At 40.6% G+C, this 25,754-nt stretch carries 14 protein-coding genes; 5 read left to right on the top strand and 9 right to left on the bottom strand.

The window, feature by feature from the left end:
- Window positions 1-9 precede the first annotated feature (9 nt).
- The 5 genes from AC1RJ8_RS14250 to AC1RJ8_RS14230 are packed head-to-tail and all read right to left on the bottom strand — an operon-like array spanning window position 10 to window position 9,042.
- Complete coding sequence (locus tag AC1RJ8_RS14250) at window positions 10-2,091, bottom strand: polysaccharide lyase 8 family protein (RefSeq protein WP_492954395.1); 2,082 nt, start codon at window positions 2,089-2,091, stop codon at window positions 10-12.
- Window positions 2,092-2,099: 8 nt separating this feature from the next.
- Window positions 2,100-2,903, bottom strand: a complete 804-nt coding sequence (locus AC1RJ8_RS14245; RefSeq protein ID WP_492954394.1) for a glycoside hydrolase family 16 protein — start codon at window positions 2,901-2,903, stop codon at window positions 2,100-2,102.
- Between the two features lie 59 nt (window positions 2,904-2,962).
- Window positions 2,963-3,886, bottom strand: coding sequence for a DUF5017 domain-containing protein (locus AC1RJ8_RS14240; RefSeq protein WP_492954393.1), 924 nt, complete (start codon window positions 3,884-3,886; stop codon window positions 2,963-2,965).
- A gap of 23 nt (window positions 3,887-3,909) precedes the next feature.
- Window positions 3,910-5,814 (bottom strand): RagB/SusD family nutrient uptake outer membrane protein, encoded by a 1,905-nt coding sequence (locus AC1RJ8_RS14235; RefSeq protein ID WP_492954392.1) that lies wholly within the window; start codon window positions 5,812-5,814, stop codon window positions 3,910-3,912.
- Window positions 5,815-5,835: 21 nt separating this feature from the next.
- Window positions 5,836-9,042, bottom strand: a complete 3,207-nt coding sequence (locus tag AC1RJ8_RS14230; RefSeq protein WP_492954391.1) for a SusC/RagA family TonB-linked outer membrane protein — start codon at window positions 9,040-9,042, stop codon at window positions 5,836-5,838.
- Window positions 9,043-9,242: 200 nt separating this feature from the next.
- Here AC1RJ8_RS14230 and AC1RJ8_RS14225 point away from each other — a divergent pair, with 200 nt between their 5' ends.
- On the top strand, window positions 9,243-13,286 hold the full coding sequence (locus AC1RJ8_RS14225; RefSeq protein ID WP_492954390.1) for a hybrid sensor histidine kinase/response regulator transcription factor: 4,044 nt from the start codon (window positions 9,243-9,245) through the stop codon (window positions 13,284-13,286).
- A gap of 811 nt (window positions 13,287-14,097) precedes the next feature.
- Here the strand turns inward: AC1RJ8_RS14225 and AC1RJ8_RS14220 are convergent.
- Window positions 14,098-14,973, bottom strand: a complete 876-nt coding sequence (locus AC1RJ8_RS14220; protein ID WP_492954389.1) for a HEPN domain-containing protein — start codon at window positions 14,971-14,973, stop codon at window positions 14,098-14,100.
- Window positions 14,948-16,123, bottom strand: a complete 1,176-nt coding sequence (locus AC1RJ8_RS14215) for a hypothetical protein (RefSeq protein ID WP_492954388.1) — start codon at window positions 16,121-16,123, stop codon at window positions 14,948-14,950. Before AC1RJ8_RS14215 ends, AC1RJ8_RS14220 begins: the two co-directional genes overlap by 26 nt.
- 99 nt (window positions 16,124-16,222) lie before the next feature.
- Between AC1RJ8_RS14215 and AC1RJ8_RS14210 the strand changes: the two genes are divergently transcribed.
- Window positions 16,223-16,870 (top strand): LexA family transcriptional regulator, encoded by a 648-nt coding sequence (locus tag AC1RJ8_RS14210; RefSeq protein ID WP_493008051.1) that lies wholly within the window; start codon window positions 16,223-16,225, stop codon window positions 16,868-16,870.
- Between the two features lie 434 nt (window positions 16,871-17,304).
- Here the strand turns inward: AC1RJ8_RS14210 and AC1RJ8_RS14205 are convergent, their stop codons facing one another.
- Complete coding sequence (locus AC1RJ8_RS14205) at window positions 17,305-18,834, bottom strand: RagB/SusD family nutrient uptake outer membrane protein (RefSeq protein ID WP_492954386.1); 1,530 nt, start codon at window positions 18,832-18,834, stop codon at window positions 17,305-17,307.
- A gap of 10 nt (window positions 18,835-18,844) precedes the next feature.
- Window positions 18,845-22,117 (bottom strand): SusC/RagA family TonB-linked outer membrane protein, encoded by a 3,273-nt coding sequence (locus tag AC1RJ8_RS14200; RefSeq protein ID WP_492954385.1) that lies wholly within the window; start codon window positions 22,115-22,117, stop codon window positions 18,845-18,847.
- A gap of 317 nt (window positions 22,118-22,434) precedes the next feature.
- Between AC1RJ8_RS14200 and AC1RJ8_RS14195 the strand changes: the two genes are divergently transcribed.
- The 3 genes from AC1RJ8_RS14195 to msrA all read left to right on the top strand — a co-directional run bounded on the left by AC1RJ8_RS14195 (window position 22,435) and on the right by msrA (window position 25,634).
- Complete coding sequence (locus AC1RJ8_RS14195; protein ID WP_492954384.1) at window positions 22,435-23,682, top strand: YdcF family protein; 1,248 nt, start codon at window positions 22,435-22,437, stop codon at window positions 23,680-23,682.
- Between the two features lie 3 nt (window positions 23,683-23,685).
- Window positions 23,686-24,564, top strand: a complete 879-nt coding sequence (locus AC1RJ8_RS14190) for a hypothetical protein (protein WP_492954383.1) — start codon at window positions 23,686-23,688, stop codon at window positions 24,562-24,564.
- 581 nt (window positions 24,565-25,145) lie between these two features.
- On the top strand, window positions 25,146-25,634 hold the full coding sequence (gene msrA / locus AC1RJ8_RS14185) for a peptide-methionine (S)-S-oxide reductase MsrA (protein ID WP_492954382.1): 489 nt from the start codon (window positions 25,146-25,148) through the stop codon (window positions 25,632-25,634).
- Window positions 25,635-25,754 lie beyond the last annotated feature (120 nt).

Genomic DNA, 25,754 nt, shown 5'->3' with positions numbered 1-25,754 from the left:
GTCTGTGTATTATTCTTTAATTTTAAAATTCGCCGTTGCACCCGCAAAGGCACCGGTTGGCAAATTACAATCTATACTTTTTGATTTCGATAATCCTGGCAGCTTTAGCAACACCTTGATGCTTGCATTTTCCTGTGCGGGATCTGCGATATATAGCATAGGGTTTTTACCGTTTAAATCTTTAATGTAAACCGTACACGGCTGATCTACCTGAAGCGAAAGGCCATTGGCAGCCAGTGTTCCCGCTTTATAAAAAACGGCCTGCAACATGTCCAGTCCAGTATGTTTTACAGCCTGCAGTTCGTCAGTGTTTTTCAATATCTGGATCATCGATCGGTTATATTTTTTTAAAGCTGCAGCATCAACCCCTGGCACAACTAGGTATTGATAGCTGGCATTCTGAGGATTTTTCCCATGATTTAACCAGATTTTAAATACGTTATGTTTCAGTTCGTTCTTGCTTTGAAAATGATTGATGCGGTACCAGTTTCCGGTTTGTGCTTTGCTGCTGATTTCTAAATTCCCACCTTGGGGAAAAATATACCCAATGCTATCATGAATTGTCCAAATCTCACCTTTACCATTGGCCTGTGCTCCATTTGAAGAAGCCACATCGCCCCTTAACCAGGCCTGATTAATTGTTGTGGTGATATTTTCTTTTGTACTGCTCTTAATTCCAGCACCCAGGCACACCACTTCCCGATCAAAAAAGAACCATGCTTTTTTTGCCTGAACGCTGTCGTAATTTAAATCATAACATGAAACGCCATAAATGCCATCGCTAACTCCTCCAACAAATTTGGTTGTACCCGGAATTCCCCATTCCTTTAATACTGTTGACCCATTATCATCAGGATAATCTCTGCTGGTGGTTCCCGGGATTTTATCCCACTCCCAAACGGGCATCAGGTTGGCATATTCCGATCCGCTGCGCTGGATATTGGTCGCCCCATCGGGGAGAAATTTCCCCAATATGTTTTCGTTGTTGCCGCGTTCTGTCCGTAAAGTCCGGGTTGAAGCCGTTTGTACGCTGAAAGTATACGCCTTACGAAGATGCAGCGTGTAACCACTTTTCCAATATTGGCTATGTGACGCTGTTATCCCATAATCAACAGGTTTTTTCCGTGCTGTTCTTAATGCTGATGCATCCCAATAGGCGGCATTTTCGGGATCAAACAGTTTAATCTTTCCTACCATTCCGCCCATCCCGCTACTTAAAGAATCTTTACGGCTAATTCCTCGTCCACGTACATTAAAATCGTAAAACGATCCTCTTACCGTCATCAGAAAGGTGTTTTTAAGGTAATTGACTAAAATGGTCAACTGAGCTTTTGGCAAGGCATATTCCGTTTCTCTTAAATAAAATGCTGCATTAACCGAATTACCGGCAAACACCCGCCCATAACTGGCAATCGCCTGTTGTTTTCCATGCTGATAATAACTACCATCCACCTGAATGCCTTCTCTTCCATCTGCAATAGCAATAGGTTCAAATAAATATTTAGCGGCAGAATCTAAAGTTGCCTTGTTTTGTGTTAAACAGGCACGGTACAGATAGTGCAAAGCCTCATCAGAGGTATTGGCACCATCGCCGGTTTTTAACTTTCTGATCATTCTATTGATCAATGCCTTTTCCAACTCCACAGGAAGTTGCGTTTTCGCATTCCGCATCAAAATCAACGTTTGGCCAATGGCCTGGGGATAAAAAATATCATTATACCACCAGTTTTTGTTCTTCGGATTTTTATCCAGCCAATGCTGCAAAGATTTAACAATCGCGCCATATAACTCAACATTTTGATATAGCTTATTTGATGGACGGATATAAGCACTTGCCATATCTTTTATCCTGTTTAGCGGATCGTATTGTGCATCTGCATAGTTAATATCGGTCCAGCTTCCATCTGACTTAAGTGCAGGTAAGTTTTTAGTTATCCTTTTTGTTAGCACACCATCATTTATCCCTACTTGCAAATCCTGATTGATGCGCTCCATAATAATGGCATAGGTTTTTTGTTGTGCCCTTGCAAAAAGGCAGCTTAAACAAACAAAAACTACTGATAACCATATTTTCAATCCGCTACTTTTCATGCTAGCCATCATTTTTTACTTTTTAAAGGAGATTTATAAATCCTAACATAATCAACCTCATATTTCAATGGTAAAATCTCTTCCTTTAAAGGCCCGCCCAAAGTTCCCTGCCTGCCAAGTGCCAGGTTAAGCAGCAGATAAAATTCTTTCCTAAAAGGATTACCCACTGCGTTGTCTGCTTTCTTAATATCAAATACCATATATTTTAAATCATCATAATAGAACTCAATTTTATCCTGATCCCAGTTAATGGCATATACATGGAAGTCTTGCCAAGGCTTGCCAACCACTGGTTTTTCACCCTGGTATTTATAATTATTGGTAGAATCTGTATAATGTACCGTTCCGTAAACCTGTGTAGAATCTTTGCCCACAAATTCCAGAATATCAATTTCACCGCAATTGGGCCATTTTACCGGCCCACGGTTGGTACCCAGCATCCAAATGGCCGGCCACGCACCAACACCCTTACATACTTTCGCCCTGACCTCTATCCGGCCGTATTTAAAATGCTGCTTCCCTAAGGTTATTACACTAGCCGAGGTAAAATGTGCACCTTCAAATTCTTCCTTTTTTGCTTCTATCACCAGGTTTCCATTTTCTACCCTGGCATTTTCCAATCTGTTCTTCGTATAAAACTGTGGTTCTTCATTCCGTACAAACCCTTGTTCGTAATTCCATTTTTTAGCATCAGGCAAACCTGTATAATCAAATTCATCACTCCAGATCAATTTTCGTTTTATGCCATCGCTTTGCGCAAAACAGTTAAGGGCAACCATACAAAACATCGAGATTAATAGTTGTTTATTCATAAAAAGATATAATGTAAACACGACCTGCGTTAAAATGAGTTAGGCAGCTGTGTTTGTTGTTAAAGGATAACCTTAATATTAAATTCCTTTGTAGTTGCTTTACGCTCGTTGGGGTTAACATTATAAGCCACAAAAGTTGCCCTGTATTTACCCACGGCAACATATTTATAAGCATATGATGTGGTGGCAGATGCTGTAATATTTTTTACTGTAGCAGTTGCAATATCAGGCGATACCCGCCCAACATACAGAGCCTTACTCACTATCCAACTGGTATTTGTTGGAAGCGTTGCCGCACCACCAACAATGGTAAGTGCAGTGGTAGTGGCTACCCATCGCGCACTTGCCGGTGTCCAAACGTTACCATAACGTGTCCAGTAAGCATTATCATTTGCTAATGAACCCAAATTATAGCTGTAATCGCCCAATACATTGTTTACAGTATAGTTGGTAATGGTCCAGGTGCGTTGCGTTGAGCCTGTTACGCCCGAATATTTAAAAGCAATAAAAAGCGAATCGTTTACACCATTTACCAGATCAGCCAAATCAACATTACCTGTATTTACTGCGGTAGCGCTGGTAGCCAGAGGTGTCCGGGCAGTAATGTTTGTCCAGGCTGCATTTACAACCGTTGCCGAATCTCTGGAAGGCAGCTTATTGGTAGCCAAAACCTGTAAAGTATTGGTTTGTGTGCCAAACTGGGCAGTGCTTGTAAAAGATAATGTAGGTATACCCTGTGCTATTGCCCTATCGCGATATTCGTATTTATTGCCTGTAGTACCGCCCCAAAAAACAATGTTATCGGCGTAACCATCGAGCGCAAACTTACAGGTATCGCCCAGTTTAAAAACCAGGGTATCGCCAATTGTAGCACGCGCATTGATCAGATTAATGCCTGCAGTTGGGGCATCAGTTGTGAGGTCTTTCTTGCATGCTGTAAAAAACAAAACTACAAGCGCACCTATATTGAATAGATATTTCATCTTCTTTTCCATTTTGAGGTTAATTAATATCCTGGATTTTGAGTTAAAGCCTTGTTTAAGTTTAACTCGTAAGTTGGTTTGGGGAGCAGTACATGTCGTTGGGTAATCCCGGTAATTCCGCTATAACCAACGGCGTTTCCTGTTGTTGCCGAAACCCCGTTAGCTACTGCATAGTTAGCAAAGGTTTGCATATCACCCACAAAGTTACCCCAACGGATAAGATCGGCTTTACGGTAAGCTTCGAAGCACAATTCGCGCATACGCTCATCCCTGATAGCGAGTTGAAAATCGGCTTTGTTTAGCCCTGGAGTTAACAGGTATTCACTTCCACTGGTAATGCTTGCGGTTGCGGTTGCGGTTACACCACTGGTTGGCGCAGCAATGCTTACCGTTGGTGCAGTAGTAAAATAGGGCCCTGCAGCTGTTAGGTTTCCTCTGCTGGTTAACTTAATCCCGGTTACTGCGCCACTGGTAGATACCACAGCAACAGCCGTTGCACCCGAGCCACCACCACCGCTAATGGTTACCGCCGGTGGGTTAGCAGCACTATAACCCGAACCTCCGTTAACCACTGTAATATTTTTCACAATATTGCCATACATCGTTCCGTAAGCTCTTTTTCTTACCTGGTTAATGGCATCGTAGGCCGCTGCCGTTGGACCATTAACCTGATTTTCGGCTTCTGCTTTCATCAATAACACATCCGAATAACGGATTACAGGCCAGTTGATGTTATAAGTACCCAAATTCCTCGACGCTTCCGGGCAATATTCGCGGCGGAATTTCCCACACATCATTTGCCATGGATTTGGCTTTTCTGTTTTACTCCTTACACCGCTGGTTGTATTTACCGTCCAGATAAAATCAGCACAATTCCAATCTCTTCTGGTATCTAACGATGCTTTGTTTACCAACGTGCTGGTGGGCTCCACTTCATAACTATCAAATAACTTTTTGGTGGTTTGTACCCAGCCAACCGCAGCATAAGAGGCAGGGTCGAAAGTTCCGTTAACGGTAAGAATAGCCGATTGGATACCCACAAAGTTTCCGATATCGTTACCGGTTTTATTGGTTACGCCAGCGGCTGCACCTGCCGATCCCCATTCTAAAATGTCTTCCTTTACATCATACTTATCCTGACATAAATTGATAAAAACCTGCTTATAATCCGGATTTAAGCCGTGTAAGCCAGAATTGATTACTTTATCAGCATACGCAACTGCATCGGCATATTTACTGGCGTCATTGGTTGGATAACCTGCCCAATACAGGTAAACGCGCGCCAACATGGCTTGTACAGCCGTTAGGGTTACCTGATCGTTATAACCAAGGCTCGTGGCTGTTCTACCTTGCAATAAAGTTTCAGCTTCTTTTAAATCGGCCACAATCTGCGCATAAACCCCTGCCTGAGGTGATGCCGGAATATTGGTTTCGGCAATACCAGGACTATGCAGAATAATCGGCACCGCACCAAAATTAGTGGTGAGGATAAAATAATTGTAAGCCCTTAAAAACAAGGCCTGGCCTTTAATATAACCACGTTGTTTTTCATCCATTGCTGGTTTATTAATGTTATCAATCAGCACATTGGCATTATTAATACCCAAATACGGCCAGCGCCAAACATCGGCCACATAAGCATGCCCGGCATCATAAGAATAATAAAGACCACGTGCCTCGCCGTTTACAGGTCTGTTTGGCAACATTTCGTCTGTTGCGCTCACAAAATTAAAGTTCAATACCTGTCCGTACATCCGCTCGTACATCATATTGCTGTATATGCCGTTAAGCGCTACCTGCAATTGATCTGCCGTTTGGTAATAATTAGATGGGCTATAGAAATCTGTTGGCTCAGTATCTAAGAATTTTTTGCATGATGATGATAATCCCATCACAAATAAAAAAGCCAGAATATATTTATTTTTCATTGTCTTATCTTTTAATGGTGATTAAAATGTTGCGTTTAAACCAAAGGTTACCGTGAAAGATTGCGGGTAGGTTCCGTAATCAAACCCGGGGGTAAGATTGCTTGGCCTTGATGAAGCTTCAGGATCCAGTCCCGAATAACCGGTAAGTGTTAACAGGTTTTGAGCCGACGCATTTAAGCGCAGTTTCGACATGCCGATGCTTTTAAGAATTTTACCAGAGAAATTGTAACCCAGCTGAACGGTTTTCAAACGCAGGTATGATCCATCTTCTACCACTCTCGATGAGTAATTCGCCGCGGCCATTCCGCCTGCCCTAAACAGATCATTGTTCTGGTTGGTTGGTGTCCAACGGTTTTGGAACGAAGCATACTGGTTAAGGTTCGGGTTGGTTACGATACCCCCTTCAAAAACATAACGATTGGCATTGATGATATTATTACCGTACGACCATTGTAAGAAGATGCCCAGATCCCAGTTTTTGTAACTAAAGTTATTGCTAAAACCACCGGTATGAATAGGCAACCCCCTGCCGATGATGGTATAATCGTTATTGTTTACCACCAAATCGCCATTTAAATCTTTGTATTTAATATCACCCGGCTGTATAGATGTTCTGGTAGAACCGTTGGTGGTTACATTTGGCTTAAGCAAAAATGAACCATTTGGCATTTTATCAAAATCACTGTATTGGTAAACACCATCGAAAATCAATCCGTACATTTCACCGACCGAACGGCCTTTAACAGATATGTATGGCGATAAACTGGTATAAGTGGTATTAAAAAAAGTTCCGGAACCGGCAAGTAAAGAGTTTTGCCCTTCAGTTAATTCCAGAATTTTATTCTTGTTAAAGCTGATGTTGAAATTACTCGTCCAACGGAAATTTTTAGTCTGGATATTGGTGCTGTTCAAGGTAATCTCTAAACCGCGGTTTTCTAAACTTCCTATATTTTTAAAGCCTGTTCCGCTTTGTACGCCACTTGCATAGGGCAATTGGGCATTCAGCAATAAATCGTTGGTCACCCTTTTATACACATCGGCAGTTAACCCAAGGCGGTTTTTAAAAAAGCTCAAGTCCAAACCGATATTGGTTTGGGTATTCGTTTCCCACTGCAGATCATAATTGCCTGATGCGGTGATTACCGAGCCAATGGCTACGGGTTTACCATTAAATGAATACCAGTATTGTGTATTGCCTAAGTTTAGTTGTGGCAGGTAAGCAAAATCGCCAACACGGTTGTTTCCCGATTCGCCATAACCGATACGCAGTTTACCATCAGATAACCAGGTGGCACCCTTTAAGAAAGATTCCTGACTAAAGCGCCATCCGGCCGATGCCGAAGGAAAATAACCCCAACGCTTGCCCGGAGCAAATTTCGACGACCCATCTGCCCTGAAACTGGCCGTTAATAAATATTTGCCTTTAAAATCATAGTTTAACCTACCCAGGAAAGATTGTAGTGTCCAAACCGAGCTTCTTGAGTTTACAACCGTATTGGCTGCCGGCACCAAATCTAATGCATCAATACCTAAACTTTCATTGGTAATTTGCGAGGCATAAATCGAGCGGTAAGAACTTTTGCTCCGCTGTGCAGAATAACCCGCCAAAACAGTTAAGTTATGGTCTTTATTGAAAGTGTTTTTATAAGTTAGGGTATTATCATTTAACCAGTTAAAAGCCGGACTGGTGGCATAAGTTCCGTTCGGACCTGATGAGTTCCATTTACTGCCCGATTGTGTTAGGGAGTTATTAAAAATATTAGTTTCCGTATTGGCATTGGTAATCCCTGCAGCCACCCTTAATCTTAGTTTTGGTGTAAAAGCATATTCAGCATAACCATTGGCCACCATGGTAGTGGCTTTATACATGGTTTTCTGGTTTTCTAAACTGATTAACGGGTTTACACGATAATCCTGGTTATTGGCCAGCTCATTTGTAGGGTCGTAAAACGAATCAAGCAGGTCGGTATTCTGGTCTCTGCCAGAAATTGCCGCAGCAGGACGATAGCCCCAAACAGAATACAACAGTACCGAAGAGGCATAAAAATTGGTGGCAGAAATTGGTGTCCCGAAAGTTTCACTATAGGCATAATTTACGTTTACACCTGCTTTTAATTTATCGGTAACGGTTTGGTCGAGTACAAAACGCCCCTGGTAACGCTTAAAACCACTGTATTTCACAATTCCTTTCTGGTTATTGTAGTTACCGGAAATAGAGTAGGTTGTTTTATCGTTTCCGCCCCTTAAGGCAATATCATGGTTTTGGTTCTGCCCGTTCTGAAAAATATAATCCTGCATATCCAGGCTCGATACATTCTGGTAATCATTTACGGTAACGCCATTCTTTAAATACACAGAATCAGCAAAAACAGGATTCAGTTCTTTTACATATTTCACAAACTCAAAGGCATTCATCACCGGAATTTTTTCTGGCGATTTTTGCGTACCGTAATAAGCATTATAACTAAGTTGTGGTTTGCCCGCCTTGCCCCTTTTGGTGGTAATGAGCACTACCCCGTTAGATCCACGCGCACCATAAATGGCAGTTGCCGAAGCATCTTTTAATACATCTATGCTTTCAATATCAGATGGGTTGATGGAGTTTGCATTGGCATCTTCAGAAGGGAAGCCATCGATAACGTACAATGGCGAGTTGTCTTGTGAGATGGATCCAGCCCCGCGGATCACAATGTTTGCTGTTGCACCTGGCTGGCCATCACTGGTTGAGACCTGTACCCCTGCCACACGGCCGGCCAGCGCCTGATCGAATGATTTGACAGGAGCCTGTTCCAGATCTTTCATATTCACCGAACCTACAGCACCCGTAAGGTCGGCCCTTTTGGTAGTGCCATAGCCCACAACCACTACATCACTCAAACCCGTAATAGAAGATTTTAACACCACGTTAACCGTGCTACGCGTACCTACAGTTACGGTTTGCGAAGCATAACCCACATAGTTAAACACCAGTTGATCTGTTGCTAACGCCTGAATTTTAAACCGGCCATCAGCATCTGTTTGTGTAGTGGTTTTACTCCCCTTTACGCTAACCGATACGCCGGGCACTGTTTCTTTACTTTCATCCGTAACTACACCAATAATGGTTTTACTTTGGGCAAAAACAATAACATTGCTAAGTAGTAAGAAAGTGAGTAATAATAAAAGCTTAGGGAAAAGATATGCATGCAATGGCATGCCTGTTCTCCCCGGAATGTAGAGTTTACTCATAATTGTTGGTTAAATTGGTTATTAGGTCTGTTTGTTAGGTTTAGCTTTAAAAAGCATTCCCCGCAGAACAAACTTATAGCATAGCCCATTTCGAAGGGGTATAATTTTCTAAACATTTAGGGGTAATATTCTAAATATTTGGCAAAAATGCTTTTAAACCATAATTTAGATTGCCAATAACAATTATAACCAATTATCTCATGCCTAAAGCTTTCCTGAATTTTTTGTGCTGTGCAGCCCTGTTTTTAGGATTTGTAACATCGGGAAAATGTCAACAACCAATTTTGTTCGACCACCTTGGTATAGAGAAGGGCTTATCACAAACTTCGGTACTGGCCATCTGCCAGGATAAAAAAGGATTTATGTGGTTCGGTACCCGAAATGGCTTAAACCGTTACGATGGGTATAACATTAAAGTGTACCAGTTTTCAGCGGCCGACTCCCTTTCCATATCGCATAATTATGTCGTAAGTCTTTTATCAGATTCGCATCAAAATTTATGGGTAGGTACCGATGCAGGTTTAAATAAGTATAATGAAAAAACGGATAATTTTGAGCGCATTACCGCCAGCCCTAAAGGCATTAGCAATAATATGGTTAACTGCATTACCGAAGATAAAAATGGAAATGTATGGCTTGGCACACTTAACGGGTTAAACTTAATTGTAAACGGGAACCTTAAAAAGATTAAGGTTTTTTTTAAGGATAAAATATACCATAACATCAGAACCATAAAGCAGGATCGTGAAGGAAATATCTGGGTTGGAACATCCAGTGGCTTATTAAAAATGACTGTTAAAAATGGCGCTTACGAAACGGCTGTTTTTAAAAATGAGGGTAAAGCTGGCGATATCAGTGAAAATTATATCACTGGTATAATTGAAGATAGCCAGCACAAACTGTGGCTCAGCACGCAGGATAATGGTTTAAACCTGTATAACCCTTCCACCAATACCTTTAAAAATTTTAAACATTCAGATAGTCAACAGCATTCGCTTGTAAACAATACCATCCGCACCATGGTTTTAGACGATGCAGGCAAATTGTGGATAGGTACATTGGATGGGATTAGCGTAATGGACACTCAAAATTTCAACTGCACTAACTTACAGTACGATCCCGACAACAAAAAAAGCTTGTCGCAGAATTCGGTACATCGGTTGTATAAAGATCAGAACGGCTCTATCTGGGTGGGCACTTATTTTGGCGGCGTGAACATCAACTATCCGTATACCACAGCATTTAACATTTACAGCACAAATAAAAATACCTCAAGCATTAACAATAATGTGGTAAGTGCCTTTGCCGAAGATGAACATAAAAATCTCTGGATCGGAACCGAAGGCGGCGGATTAAATTATTTCAACAGGCTAACAAAAACATTCACCGCTTTTAAAAATGATGGCCGCAGCAATTCGATTAAATCCAACCTCATCAAAAAAATAATACTCGATAAAACCGGTAGACTCTGGATAGGTACGCACTCTGGCGGACTTAATCTTTACGACAGCAAGAACCATACTTTTAAGCATTTCGACTTTAGTGCGAAACAGGAAGATGTACCCGATGAAATTACTGCAGTGGCCGAAGATAAAAATGCACACCTATATGTATCCACTCAGCGTAACGGCGTCAAAATTTCCAATCCTGAAAAAACCAGATTTTACAACTTTCAGCTACCTTCAGTTTTTTCGAATTTACCGATCGTTAAAGCTTTAACGGTAACCGATCGCGTTTACTTCGGCACCACAAGCGGATTTAGCATTTACAACATTGATAAAAAAGAGTTTTACACCTTATGCGATGCAAAAACCAAAAAACCTTTAGATTATTATGTAAACGGCATTGCAGAAACAAAAAATAAAGAGGTTTATATCTGCACCAACAACAGAGGATTAGTGCAGTACGATCAAAAAAAGAACAAAGTAATTTACTACACGGTAAAAAATGGTTTACCGAACGATAATGTGCTCGGCCTTTTAGAAGATGACAATGGAAATCTATGGATAAGTACTGCCAACGGCTTATGCATGTTTAACAGAAAGCACAAAACCTTTAAAAACTATACCATTGCCGATGGCTTGCCGGGAAACGAATTTAATACCAATGCCTTTTTTAAAAGCAGCAATGGCGAAATGTTTTTTGGTGGTTATAACGGCTTTATCAGCTTTTTCCCTAACCGCATACAAACCAATAATAAGGCTGCAGTCATGGTAATAACCGGTTTAAAAGTTGATAACAAATCAGTAAAAATTAATGCTGATGACGGCCTGCTGGATCAAAATATCGGCTTAAAGGATAAGCTCTTTTTTTCTAACCATCAAAATACATTTACTTTAAGTTTTGCCTTACTGAACTTTATTAAACCTGAAAAAAACCGCTATTCCTATAAATTAGACGGCTTCGAGAAAAACTGGAACGATGTAGATGTCCCAACAGCTGCTTATACCAATCTTCCTCCGGGCAATTACACTTTTATGGTTAGAGGGGTTAATAATGATGGCATTCCGAGTGCAAATATCCGTAAAATTGATATTACGGTAAATCCGCCATTTTATAGAACCTGGTGGGCCTACCTGTTTTACTTTTGCGCTTTTGCAGCCATTTCCATTGTATTTATCCGCTATTTATTAATAAAAGCTGTACTAAAAAAAGAAAAAGAGATTAACGAGCATAAGCTCGAGTTCTTTACCAATATTTCTCACGAAATACGTACACCATTAACCCTCATTCTGGGCCCCTTAGATAAATTGATTGAAAACGCCAAGGACGACCCTGCCCTTAACCGGGATCTGCAGCCTATAAAAAATAATGCCGACCGTTTAATGAACCTGGTTACCGAACTGCTCGACTTTAGAAAGGCAGAAAGCGGAAAAATGGCATTACATGTAAGTCCTGGCGATGTGGTAAAATTCTGCAGGGAAATATTTCTTGCTTTTCAGAACATGGCCATTGCTAAAAACATCGATTATCAGTTTGAAACCGCACAGGCAGAAATTGAGCTTTATTTTGATAAAGTTCAAATGGAAAAAGTACTGTTCAACCTGCTTTCTAATGCCTTTAAGTTTACACCTGTAAACGGAAAAATTAGCCTGAAAATAGAAACAGAAAAACAATTGGTTAACATAAAGATCTGTGATAACGGCAAGGGCATCCCTTTAGAGAATCAGGCCAGTTTATTCACTAATTTCTATCAGGCCAATGCCACTACAACCATTGGTACAGGTTTGGGCTTATCGTTCTCTAAAAGCATTGTAGAACTGCATCATGGCCAGATCAGTTTCGAAAGCACACCTAAAAATGATAATGCTTTTGGCAATACGGCTTTCACCGTAAGTTTAAAAACAGGGAAAGCACATTTTAATCCATCCGATTTTATCCCTGATTATGTTTATTACGACGACGCTTTAAATTATAACCTTAGTACAACGCAGGTAACCGAAGCGTTTAAGGGAGAGGAGCTAATGCCGGATGGGCTAGAGAAAAAGAGAAAAAATAGCATTTTACTCGTAGAAGATAATGAAGATGTAAGAACCTTTATTAAACAGGCTTTAAGCCCTTCATACCAGATTTATGAACGCGAAAATGGAGCTACCGGGTTAGATTGTGCTTTAGAGCTGATTCCTGATTTAATTATCAGTGACGTAATGATGCCTGTAATGGATGGCCTGGAGTTATGCCGAAAACTTAAAACCGATGAACGAACCAGCCATATCCCTGTCGTTTTATTAACGGCAAGATCGGCTTACGTGCACCAGGTAAATGGTTTCGAAAATGGTGCCGATGCCTACATCATGAAGCCATTTAACCTAAAAATATTGGAGCTGAACATTCAGAACCTGTTAAATGCCAGGGAAACCATTAAACAAAAGTTTGCACAGGTAATTGTACTCGAGCCTAAAAACATGGTAATTAACACTACCGAGCAAAACTTTTTGAATAAAATTATCCAGATTATCGAAGACCGGATTGCCGATCCCGATTTTGATGTACCTAGCCTGTCTTCAGAAATTGGCATGAGCCAACCTGTACTCTACAAAAAAATAAGGGCACTGACCGACCTTTCGGTGAACGATTTTATTAAATCGTTGCGGATAAAAAGAGCAGCCCAATTACTTAAGCAAGGTTCAGGCAATATTGCCGAAATTGCTTATTCAGTAGGTTTTAATGATCGGAAATATTTTAGTTCAGAGTTTAAAAAACATTTCGGCAAAACCCCGAGTGAGTTCATGAGTAATGATTAACCTGTAAACGCTTTGCGAAGCATTTAAAAACGTTATTATATTGATTCATCCCATAAATTAATCTCTATTAATCACAGACTCCAATAGAGTAGTCGTCTTTCCCGCGCAGGCCTATCATGTGGACAAATCTTTTTTAAGAATAGTTTAGGCATTTTGCTAACCAACTTTAATAAAGCACGGATTTTAACCAAGGACGCTGTCAACCCCAAGAGCCAGGGAAATCAAAAAACAGTTGCAGCTCAGGTAAATTGGTACTAACAAACCTGAAACGCAGTGGTTTTGTGTTCAAAAGATGATTTAATTTGAAAAAATTATTGAACACAAACCCCGAAGGGCTCAATCAGACCAAAGAAAACACAAACAAAACTGATTAAACGAAGTGCCACTGTTTTTTGATGCGCAAGGGATGGTGCAAAAGGCTCATTGCTGGATTGACGAAGCGCTTTGGGTAATTGGCGCTCCAAAATGCGCCAGCATTCTTGAGCACAAATAAGAATAAAATGATCTGCGAAAAACTACCATCCCCCCGCGGCATAGAGCGGCAGAAAATATTATAATTAATTGTGTCCACACGATAGGCGCAGGCGGGAACCACGAAGCTAATCTTAAAGCGCTTGCATTACGATTCCCAATCAACCCGATAGCTATCAAGTTGGGAATGACGAACCGCCAAAACCTGTCATCCAACTCCTTTGTTTTTGGCTAAAAAATGATCTCTACCATTGATAGGCTCCAATAAAAAGTATCGTTATCTCAACCGAAGTACCGCAGAGTGTTCCAAAGGAACTCCTTCGGAGGAAAGCGCTTTGAACTACAGATGGCTGGTTATGGAGAGCCCCAGCTTCGGGTTTAAAAACATTTCGGTAACCTGCTGGTCGAAATGATTATTCATCACATCCTGATAAACCTGTTCTGCAAAATGGTACAATAAACCTATTTTTTCAAACAAGCGTACCACATCCGGCTTACTGATCGTATAATCGTTTTCATAGCGAACAGCCAGATAAGCCTCATCAAGCAAATGCAACAGGCAAAGCTCTTCTTCATTATCATTAAACAGCTCAGAAAGCGGTTTTACATAAGGCTTAATATACAATTGATGGGCATTGATCCGGTGCGTTTTTTTATCCTTTCCCATTACTAAAATTTCAATGGCCCGGTACATTAAATCGAAAACCTGGTGCAGCATAAAAGTACAATGCTCTAAATTCCGCTGTTTAAAATAGAACTTTGCGCCCGATAAAAATTTTTTGGCCTTAGTAGTTTCACGTCGGTACGTGCTGCTAATCTGATCTGCAACGAACTCAGGTGCCCCACATGCAAGAAAACTTCCAGATTTACTAAATAAGCAATTTTGAGCTGCCGTGGCATAGTAAAAAAACAAACTGCCGGCTAGCAAGGCCCGCTCAACTTCGTGCACATGGAAAACCCGATAACTGAATTCCGTTTGCCCATTAAATACGATATTTAATACCGGCGTTAATTCGTTTAAAATACGCACATGTTTAAACGAAACCATAATCAGCATTTCTTGCACCGCTTTACCGGCAAAAAAATTATTATGGAGATAAATATATTGAATGGGTACCGCAGCTGTAATACGCTTCAATAAGCGCATTACGGTTTCTTCTTTTATGGCCCTATGGCTAAGGTTTAAGCATTTATTCCGCATAATGCCGCCTTTCATCTTTCATATCATCACTTAATGAAGGGTTACCGATCATCAGAAAGAAGGCTTCCATAATCATCAGCATGGCTTCGTACTGCTCAAATAAAAATTCTTTATCCATCAGTTTAATGCTGCTCCCGGTACTAAATGCAGCATACAACCACTCTAAAAGGCCTAAGCGCAGTTGTTTAATTTTTTCAGGAACAAAAAAAGACGCTACAAAGCGATAAGGATTTTCGATGTGTTCGGCGGGTAAAGTATTTACTTCGCAAAGGCCTTTGTTATACACATCATTTGTAATAAAGCGATCTGTTGTAATTAAGCCTTCAGGCAAGGCTTCCTGATAAATCAGTTTTTTGGTTGCAATTAAATAACCGGCATTAAGCAATTTCGTAAACTGGTTATAAAGGAAAAAATAATCGGCAACATCACTTAAACGGTGCGTTTCTGATAAGGCGATTTTATACCAATTTTTCAGGTATGTTTTATGCCCTGCAAGGTTATCCAAACTAAAGAAAAATTCAATTGCCTTAAATGGATCATCAAATAATTCCTGATCGAAAGCCAGAGGCGATGTGCTTTCGAACATGGCCATATGGTAATAGCGATCGATGCTTTTAAAACTATTTTTAGTGATGAGCCTTTCGTGGATGAGCCAACAGGCCTCCAGCATTTTCATGGTATTCTCGTAAAACGCAGCAACATACTGATCCCAATCCAGATCGAGCTTATTTTCCAATCCGGCCAGTAACCATTCCCTGTAAACCATCTTATAGCTATCCGATTCAAAGAAGATAAAAATATCTAAAAAAGTAAATTTCGGATTTTTCATTTCGCCTTTGCTCAACAACCTCGGGCAATAATCAAGCACAACCGATTCGCGTTCCAGATTACATTCATCAAGCTCAATCGCTTTTACAAAGGCCGTATCAGTTTCAATCCGGTTAAAAATTAAATCTGAATAATCGAACAGCGGCACCAGTTTTTCATAAAAGCCCAATAATTTTGCCGGGTGCTTTTGCGGCGAATAATCGAATTCGTTTTGAGGTGGGTTTAACCAGTTTTTTAAAAAATTTAAATGATGACCTACACCATCTGATAAAAAAAAGCTTTCAATTGCATCAATAAATGCCATAGTTTCTTTTTTAAAATTTGCGTTCCCTTCCATAGCGTATAGTTTTAAATGATTATATTAGCTAACGAATTTAGCAAAATGAAATAAGTTAAACTATAAATAATACATAAAACTTACCAACATATTTACGCTATGAATGAAAACCAACGCTTAAGAAACCTAATGGATTTGTTGAAATTTAAGACCCAAAAAGATTTTGCTATGGCGTTGAATATCCAACAAGGCTCTCTTTCGGATATTTTAAGAGAAAGGATCAAAGTATCAAATGCGATTAAAGATAAACTCGAACTTAAATTCGACGTAAATTTAACATGGCTTGAAAACGGAACGGGCGAACCCTTTTTTAAAAAGAAGCCAGGCGTTAACGAAAGCAAAGAGGGCGTTCCCTATTTCGATATGAGTCTATCGGATGCTAAAGATCTCCTGGTAGAAGAACAACGGGCAGAATACCTGGTAAATTACCTCCCTTTTAACGATTGTACGGCCTATTTACCCGTTTATGGCGATAGCATGTACCCCAAATATGCCGCAGGCGAAATTATTGCCATAAAAGAAATTACCAATTACGAAATTCTACAGTGGGGCGAAGCTTATGTGGTGATGACGGATGAAGATAGTAACAGTTTACGTACCATAAAACTAATTTTTCAGCACGCCGATAATACCAAACTAATCCTCCGTTCTTCAAACCCAAATTTTAAGGGTGATACCGTAATCCGCAAGAAAAACATCCAGGCACTTTATATTATCAAAGGAAAAATTACACGGAATATTATTTAGCAGAACAGTTTTCAGTTCACGGTTTTCAGTTCTCAGTTAATAGTTTACAGTTAACTGGAAATTGCGAATTGCCAACTAAAAACTGAATCCATGGGAATAAATAAAGAGGGTTCCCGCAGATCAGCAGATTTCCGCAGATTTTAAAAAAGCTATATTGGAGTTTGTGTTAAAAAGTACCACTTTGAAGGTTAATTTATTGCGATGAACCGTCATTGCGAGAAGGCTTTTTCAGCCGACGAAGCAATCTTTCTAGCAAGGATCACTAATATGAAAGATTGCTTCGTCGTTCCTCCTCGCAATGACGACTCATGACGACCGCATGATCAAAATCATCACCCACACGCATAAAACTATCATCCGCACGCCTAAAACTCCAAACTAAAAAAGCGGGCCGATCGATGATCAGCCCGCTTTGCTTATATATTTCCAACCGTTTAGTAACCCGGATTCTGGTACATTTTAACCGGATCTAATTTCACTTCATCAAAAGGAATAGGATAATACCTGTCTTTTAAGGTTACGTTAGCCAGCTTAGCAATCCCATACGATGACTGTGGTTTAGCCTTTAAATAAGTAACTAACTCCGCAGCAGTAAAATTCCTGATTAAATCGAACCATCTTTGGTGTTCGAAAGCAAACTCTACCCTACGCTCATGTAAAATGGCAAGCTTTAAAGTCGGAAATTTAGCCGCATAATTGGCGTCCGTTTTAGCTACAGCGTATAATGGCATAGCAGCCCTTGCCCTAACCATATCTAAATATTGAATGGCCACCGCATCGTTGCCCTGCAGCATATTTACTTCTGCAAGCATTAATATTACATCAGCATAACGCATCAAAATCCAGTCGTTGCCTCCATAACCCGCATTGGTTGCCAATTGGCTCGCATCGCGGAATTTAGTGATAAACCAGTCTTTTACAATCGGATCATTGGCAAATTTAACGGAGAAATCTTTTCTTAAATCGCTTGTTTCGTATTCATTAATCAGATCAAGTTTTACATTGCCGCCAATACCGGTAGAAGGTTTAAGCGAGTTGATGGTTTCGCCTTTGGCCTGGTTGTTTGCCGCAATGCTCGAACTAAAACTAATATCGCCCTGCTTATTTGAAATCTGGAAGATCAGTTCTTTACAGGTTGCTTTTTTCGCCACGTCAAAAACATCTGTATATGGAATCTCTGAAAGATTTCCAAAAGTTTTCATGTTGTAAGCTGCCAATAGGTAAGTATTGGCATTAGTTAGGTTTTCGGCTTTATTTGCCGGTAACGTTGCTGCCATAGTTAAGTAAACCTTGCCCAAATAAGCATTAATTGCAGCTTTCGAAGTTCTACCGATGTTTGCTCCTGTTTGGAAGTTCGGCAATGTGCTGTTAAGGGCATCTTTTAAATCGGTTACAATCTGGTTGTATACATCCGCTTCCGGTACACGAAAAGTGTTCTCTTTTACTTCATCGGCTGTGCTAAGCTGTTTGGTTACTACTGGTACCGGTCCCCATTTTCTCACCAGTTCGAAATACATAATCGCTCTGATAAACTTGGCTTCTGCCTTATAATTTTCTTTGGTGGCCGCATTAGCAAAAGATACTTTATCAATGTTTGTCAGCACAACATTGGTTCTGCCAATGGCCTCATAAAGTGCCAGCCAATGGCTCCTTAAATAAGAATTGCTTGGCAGGAGCGAAAAATCATTGAACTGGAAAGGCTCGCCGGCATTACTCTGGTTATCATTCCTACCCGCATCGTCCGAGCGCTCATCGGTAAACAGACCGCTGTTCTCGCCCAGGGTATTGCTGCTTCTAAGCGATTGATAAACACCATTAACAGCCAGCAATACATCATTTTCTGTTTTAAAATAGTTTTCTACAGCAATGGCATTGGGGTTACTTTGATTTAGAAAATCTTTTTTACAGGCACCCAAACTTAAAATTGCACTTAGGGCCAATACTTTATAAATATGTTTTTTCATTTCTTTAGTTCTAAAAAGTCAATTTGATACCAAGGTTATAGGTTCTTGCCAATGGATAGTTTCCATAATCTACACCAGGAGCAAGATTATTGCCCGCACTATAATCTACCTCAGGGTTATAACCTTTATAATCGGTAATGGTAAAAGCATTATCTACACTGGCGTAAACACGGATATTGCTCACCTTAAGCGTATTGGCCAGTTGTTTTGGAAAACTGTAACCTAAAGTAATATTGGTACACCTGAAGTAAGATCCATCCTGAATATAGAAAGACGATAAACGGGTGCTGTTACTTTGCGTGCCCGCACGCGATGCGCGGTAATTTAAACCACTGCCTGGATTGGCCTCATTTCTGTAACGATCGGCAACATCAACATACTGGTTTCCAGAACCTTCAAAGTTATACAGGTAATAATCCTGTCCATCCAAAACCTGGTTTCCGTACGATCCATTAAATGATGCCCTTAAATCGAACGTTTTGTAAGAAGTGTTTAAGGCGAAACCATAGGTGAATTTTGCATATGGTGTGCCAATTACGGTTTTATCTGCATCGTTTACAATACCGTTACCATCGGTATCCTGAAAATATAAATCGCCGATTTTTGCCGGGTTGGTAGAAGCAGCTGATGGCGCTACCTTGCCTAAATTATCGGCCGTAATTCTACCCAAAACCTTAAATCCATAAAACATACCAATTGGCTGCCCCTCTTGTGTAACATGTGTAATGTACGAACGCTCTGCACCGGCAGTAAATATTGTACTGTTACCACCCAGGTCTAAAACCTTGTTCCGGTTTGCTGCGATGTTTCCGCTTAAACCCAAAGTAAAGTCTTCATTTTGGATAATTTTGCCATCAATCTGCAGATCGAAACCCTTATTACGCACCTTACTATCGGTAAGATTGGTTAAAATTGTTGAACTGCTGGCAATTGCCGAAAGCGGTTTGTTAAACAATAAGTTGAAAGAGTAACTTAAATAATAATTCGCCATGATCGATACACGGTTTTTGAACAGACTGATATCGGTACCAAAGTTGAACTGAGAAGTAGATTCCCATCCTAATCTTCCATCCTGAATACTGCTTGGCCAAATGGCGGTAGAAATCGCACTTCCGAAAACTGCGCCACCTGGTGCGTTTAACTCTTGCTGTGTACGGTAATCCGGGATATTGTTGTTTCCGCTCAAACCCCAGCTGGCCCTTAGTTTAATCCTCGATTGTTCGCCCAAAAAGTTATTGTAAAAACTTTCGTCAGATAAATTCCAGCCTGCAGCTATTGAAGGGAAGATACCATACTTATTTAACGGACCAAACCTCGAAGAACCATCGCGACGGAAGGAACCGGTTAAAAAGTATTTGCCCGCATAATTATAACTAAAACGGCCAAAGTAAGAAAGTAAAGTAGTAACTGTTTTACCTGTTCTGTTACGGTCTAGTGTAAAAAAACCGGCATCAGCTCCTTTATCTGTAATTTCACCAATGTAATCATTTTGAAATCCGCTTGCCGCTACCCTGATCTGATCGCTTGATGTTTTCTGTGCAGAATAACCGCCTAAAACATCTAAACTATGTTTGCCAAAGGTTTTATTGTAGTTTAATGTAAACTCTGCCAGCTGATCTACCTGGCTCAGGGTTTGTGCTATGGCATTTGCGGCCCTGATCGATTCGGGAGAGTAAGGTGGGGTATTGCCACTACTTAAGCTCGTAGGCAAATAATAATCGTATTTCTCGTTGTAGGTTTGTGTTCCTAAGTTAGCCTTAAAATTAAGCCCCTCTAAAATTTTATAAGTAGCATTGGCATTATAACTACTTCTATTGCTCTTTCTGGTAATCTTTAACTGCTCAACCGTAGCCAAAGGATTTTCGGGGTTCTGGATACCGTATTGAGAAGACAGTGCACCCATTCCAAATTGGATAGGGTTCCCGTTTACATCTCTTGCTGGCAGATAAGGTAGATAAATCAGAGCCGACATCATCGGACTCAAGTTATACCGGCCCTCCTGTACCTCTCTGTTATCATTTTTTGTGTAAGCAATGTTTGCGCCTACACGTAACCGCTCGCTCACCTTGCCATCAATATTCCCCCTAAAGTTGATTACTTTTTGGTTGGTGTTGGTTACAATACCATCGTTGTTCTGGTAACCACCGCTTAAAAAGTATTTTACATCTTTGGTACCGCCAGAAAATGAAAGATTATGGCGTTGAAAAGCTGCATTGCGATAGAGTTCATCCTGCCAATCAGTATTATAAGCTGCAGGGATAGCCTGTTGTGTGCTGAAATTATAGAGATCGGCCGGAATGCTTACACTACTTCCATTGCCCACATTGGCAATACGGGTAGTATTATTATCACTGAACATCGCATCGTTCCAGGTTTTGCCCGAGTTTACCCACAAATCTTTATAGGCATTGTTACGTCCGTCGATTAAAAGCTGTATAAACTGGTTGGCATCCAATAATTTTACTTTTTTAGCCAACTGAGAAATACCGCCCTGAACATCATATTCAAACTTTCCTTTTCCATCGGTACCTCTTTTGGTAGTGATTAACACGACCCCACCCGATGCCCTTGAGCCATAAATGGCGGCAGAAGCCGCATCTTTCAAAATATCGATGGTTTCGATATCCTCCGGATTGATGGATACGTTGTTTCCTGCCGGATAACCATCAATTACATATAAGGGATCTGAACTGGCGTTAATGGACCCGATGCCCCTCACCCTGATTTTGGTGCCCGAATATGGCGCACCACTGGTTTGCGATACCTGCACACCGGCAACCTTACCAACCAATGCCTGGCCAACAGTAGGAGAAGTTAAATTCATTTCGCTGGCTTTAACACTGCTGATAGCACCAGTTACATCCGATTTTCTGATTTTCTGGTAACCAATAGCCACAACCTCATTTAGTGTATTGCTACTTTCTTTTAAAGTAACATTAATATTTTGGCGGCCGTTTACCGCAACTTCCTGATTATCGTAACCGATATAAGAAAATACTAAAATTGCACCTTCTTCTACATTAATTGAATATTTACCATTGGAATCGGTAACAGTTGTTTTTTTTGTTTTCTTTTCGAAAACACTTACTCCTGGTAAGGGTTGGTTATTTTGATCGGTAACTGTTCCGCTTACCGTGGCAAATGCGCTATAATTAAAGCCCGAAGCAGTTACTTCATGATTAATCGCTGTTGCACTGGAATTACAGATGGCCAGTAAGCCTAACGGCAAAAGCAATTTCCGGCAAGCACTTTTTATACTTGCGGTTAAAAAAAATGATGTCATCTTTTTGTTCTTAGTAATGGTTTTGAAATATAATTGGGATTTGTTTTTTTAGTAGAAGTGTAGATTTCACATTTACATAGGCTTATCCTTTAAGGTTAACAAGTAATTTTTGAGCGTTCTACAGCGGCAAAAGTAACGGTGTACTTTTAACACGATGTATCTATTATGTTAACTCTATACACCAATTAGAACTGGCACTTTAAATTAATATTAAGCAACATTAGATATATAATAAATCGTTTTAATAACCATCAAAGCATAACATCTTGTTAATGTTCCTTTAATGACCAATCTTTAAATTTGCTTCCAAAACTTTGATGAAACCCCTTTATACCTTCTTTGTGTTCTGCCTTTTTTGGCAGGGCTTATCTGCACAAGATTTAACAAGCCAGTCTTATCAGTTAATTAAGACCAGGAACGAAGTACAATACAAAAATTATTACCTGCTTACACTTTTTGAGCAATTGCCAGAACTGCGCAAAATGCTGAGTACAGATACGGCATTCAGCAATATCTATAAATCAAAAACCACACAGGTAAATGAAGCCGTTAAAACCTGTAAAACAGATATTAGCTGTTACGCAAAAGCTTTAAAATTCAACAATGAGGAAATAGCCCGTATTGGAAACCGTTTAGCATTGCTTTATGCAGAAAATAATCCATTGGGAAATTTGGTAAAAAATCATCTTATCCCATCAGGTTGTTATGCCATGTTTGCCAAAGAACAACGCAAAACCCTTTTAGTAAAAGCATGGGAACAAGATGCCAGTGCCATAAATTATGCAATTGGTGTATACGTAGAAGGAAACAAGCCCAACTACCCCAAAATAGATTCGATCAGTTTTAACTTAAAGGATAAAACGTTTGCAGAACTTACTTCAGCAAGTGCATTATTAGCCCTGCAGGGCAATAATAAGCTCTTTTTCGAACCCGCTATGTTATTTGCCCTGGAGGCTTTAGAACTGAACGAACGCAATGAGGCCGCCGATTACGAGCCGATGGCCAAAGGCGTAAACCTTGCCGCGGTTAACCAGATCAAAAAAACAGACTGGAAAAAATATCCTTACAGCGTAATCCTGGTTCCGGGTGCTGGCCCGGAAGAAAAAGATGTTGCACTTAGCCCCGGCGGAATGATCCGTTGCAGGTTAGCGGCTTTGCAATATCAGAAAGGCATGGCGCCATTTATCGTGGTTTCGGGCGGACGTGTACACCCCTACAAAACCAAATTCAGCGAAGCCTACGAAATGAAGAAATTCCTGATGGAAGTACTTCAGATACCCGAAAGCACCATTATTATGGAGCCACATGCCCGCCATACCACCACCAACCTGCGCAACTGCGCAAGGCTGATGTTTAGGTACGGAATGCCAGTAGATAAACCTGGTTTAGCCTGTACCGTAAAATCGCAGAGCTATAATATCACCAATCTGCTCCCTGAGCGTTGCAAAAAAGAACTCGGCTATTATCCTTATAAAAACGGAAAACGTTTAAGTGATACCGAATCAGAATTTTACTTAAATACAGCTTCTTTACAGATTGATTTCGATGAACCTTTAGATCCTTAGTTGATGAAAACATTAAACCCAATTTTAGTACTGATCGTGATGTTTTTTGTGTCCAGATACAATAAAACCGATGGAGAGATTACAAAAACAACCACAATTGATTCATTGGGTGCCTGTCAGGGTATTTCTTACCAAAACGGAAGGTATTTCCTTTACGGCGATAGAGAAGTGGGCATCATGCGCGAATATCAGCTCCAGAAAGACTCATTGATTTATCAGCATAAGGAATACAAGTTTACCGTTAAAGGTGAAAATATCATTAAACACCCTACAGGCATTGCTTACCACAAAGGCTTACCAACTTTTGTGGGTAATTCGGTAAAGCAAAATGCAGCAGGCACCATTTGGAAAGCGGTAATTAATTGCATCAACTGGGAAGGGTTTTTAAAGACGAAAACATTGGACGAAAATTTGGTAAAATCTATTGAAGATGATGCCTGTATCCAGGGTACGCGACCAGAATATGTAAATTATAAAGGGAAATGGTTCGTAGCAACGGCCGATTATGGCAATAAAGCCAATGAAGTACGGTTATACAATCCCGAAACCCTATCAAAAGCCGATAAAACAAGTGAAAAGGGAATTCTCTTTAAAAAATTCACCTGCTCACCATGGGTACAGAACTTACATTATATTGCGGCTAAAGGTATACTCGTTTTAATCCAAAACCAGGTGGAAGGACGTAAATGGAGACTGACCTTTCTTGATCTGGAAAAATCGCTTGCCAGTGGTCAGGAATCTGTTATCAAAGTTATAGACACCGAAAAACCGGATGAACTGGAAGGGTTTACCTTTACAGGTCAGGCTGATAAAGGGATCGCCGTAAGTTCTTCGCGCAAAAACAATGTAAGTTTTATGGATTTTAGCTGGAGCAAGCAATAGTTCTCCATAAGATATTCATTAATCGCGTCGTCATTCCCAACTTGATTGGGAATCTTAATGCATTAGGCTTCAAGATTAGCTCCGCTGAGCACTGCGTGGTTCCCGCCTGCGCGAGAATGACGATTTCTCACCGACCGAAATTGTATATTCAGAATTAGGAAATGGAGGGCTTGTGGTTCTTGGCCGCTGGTAGCCCCGCTTTTCATTACAAGTCCGTGTTCGTTCCTCGCTACGTGCTTTCCATTACAATCGGGTTTATAAACAAAGGTTGGCGCCCTTTGCAACCTCGCAAATGAAAAACTGTCTTAACCTATTAGCCCCGGTTGAAGCGTATAAGCGTAAAACAGGAAGAAATTTAGTGTCTTACAGAAGCCTTGCGCTCCAAAACATAAGCTTGCAGCCGCCCCAATTTGTCAGTCTGAACGAATGAAGTAGAATGATCCTTCGACTACGCTCAGGATGACAAAAGCGGCTTATCCTATCGGTTGGTGTCTCACCGACTAAACCATACAACTACCCTTCTTTACTTTCCCTTTACACATCTTCGTTGTATCTTTATTAATCAAAAAAAAGGAAGATATATGAATACTGAAAAAGCCATTCTTGCAGGCGGCTGCTTTTGGGGAGTAGAAGAACTGCTCCGTCATTACCCGGGTGTTACCTCTACCGTGGTAGGTTATACCGGTGGTGATGTTCCAAATGCCACCTACCGGAACCATGGCACACATGCCGAAGCCATTGAAGTTACCTTTGATCCAGCTGTTTTAACCTACCGTAAATTATTGGAATATTTCTTCCAGATCCACGATCCAAGCACGCGCAACAGACAGGGCAATGATGTGGGCACCTCGTACCGCTCAGCTATTTTCTATAATAGTGAAGCACAGAAAAACACTGCAAATGCATTAATTACCGAGTTAGATGCGTCTGGCAAATGGCCCGGCAAAATTGTAACAGAGGTAGTACCAGAAACAGATTTCTGGAATGCTGAAGAAGAACACCAGGACTATTTACAGAAAAACCCTTACGGTTATACCTGCCACTTCGAAAGGCCAGACTGGAAATTATAGATAAGATCGTCATTTCGACTAATCCCCGTGGTCTGTGTCCCCACAGACCACCTAGGTCCATAGAAAAGATTTATCCATTTCGTTGCACTTCAGGAAATGACGATATAGATCCATTTCCAT

The organism is Pedobacter sp. GW822-FHT03F06, assembly GCF_058801365.1.
This window is presented reverse-complemented; position numbering and strand designations above follow the sequence as displayed.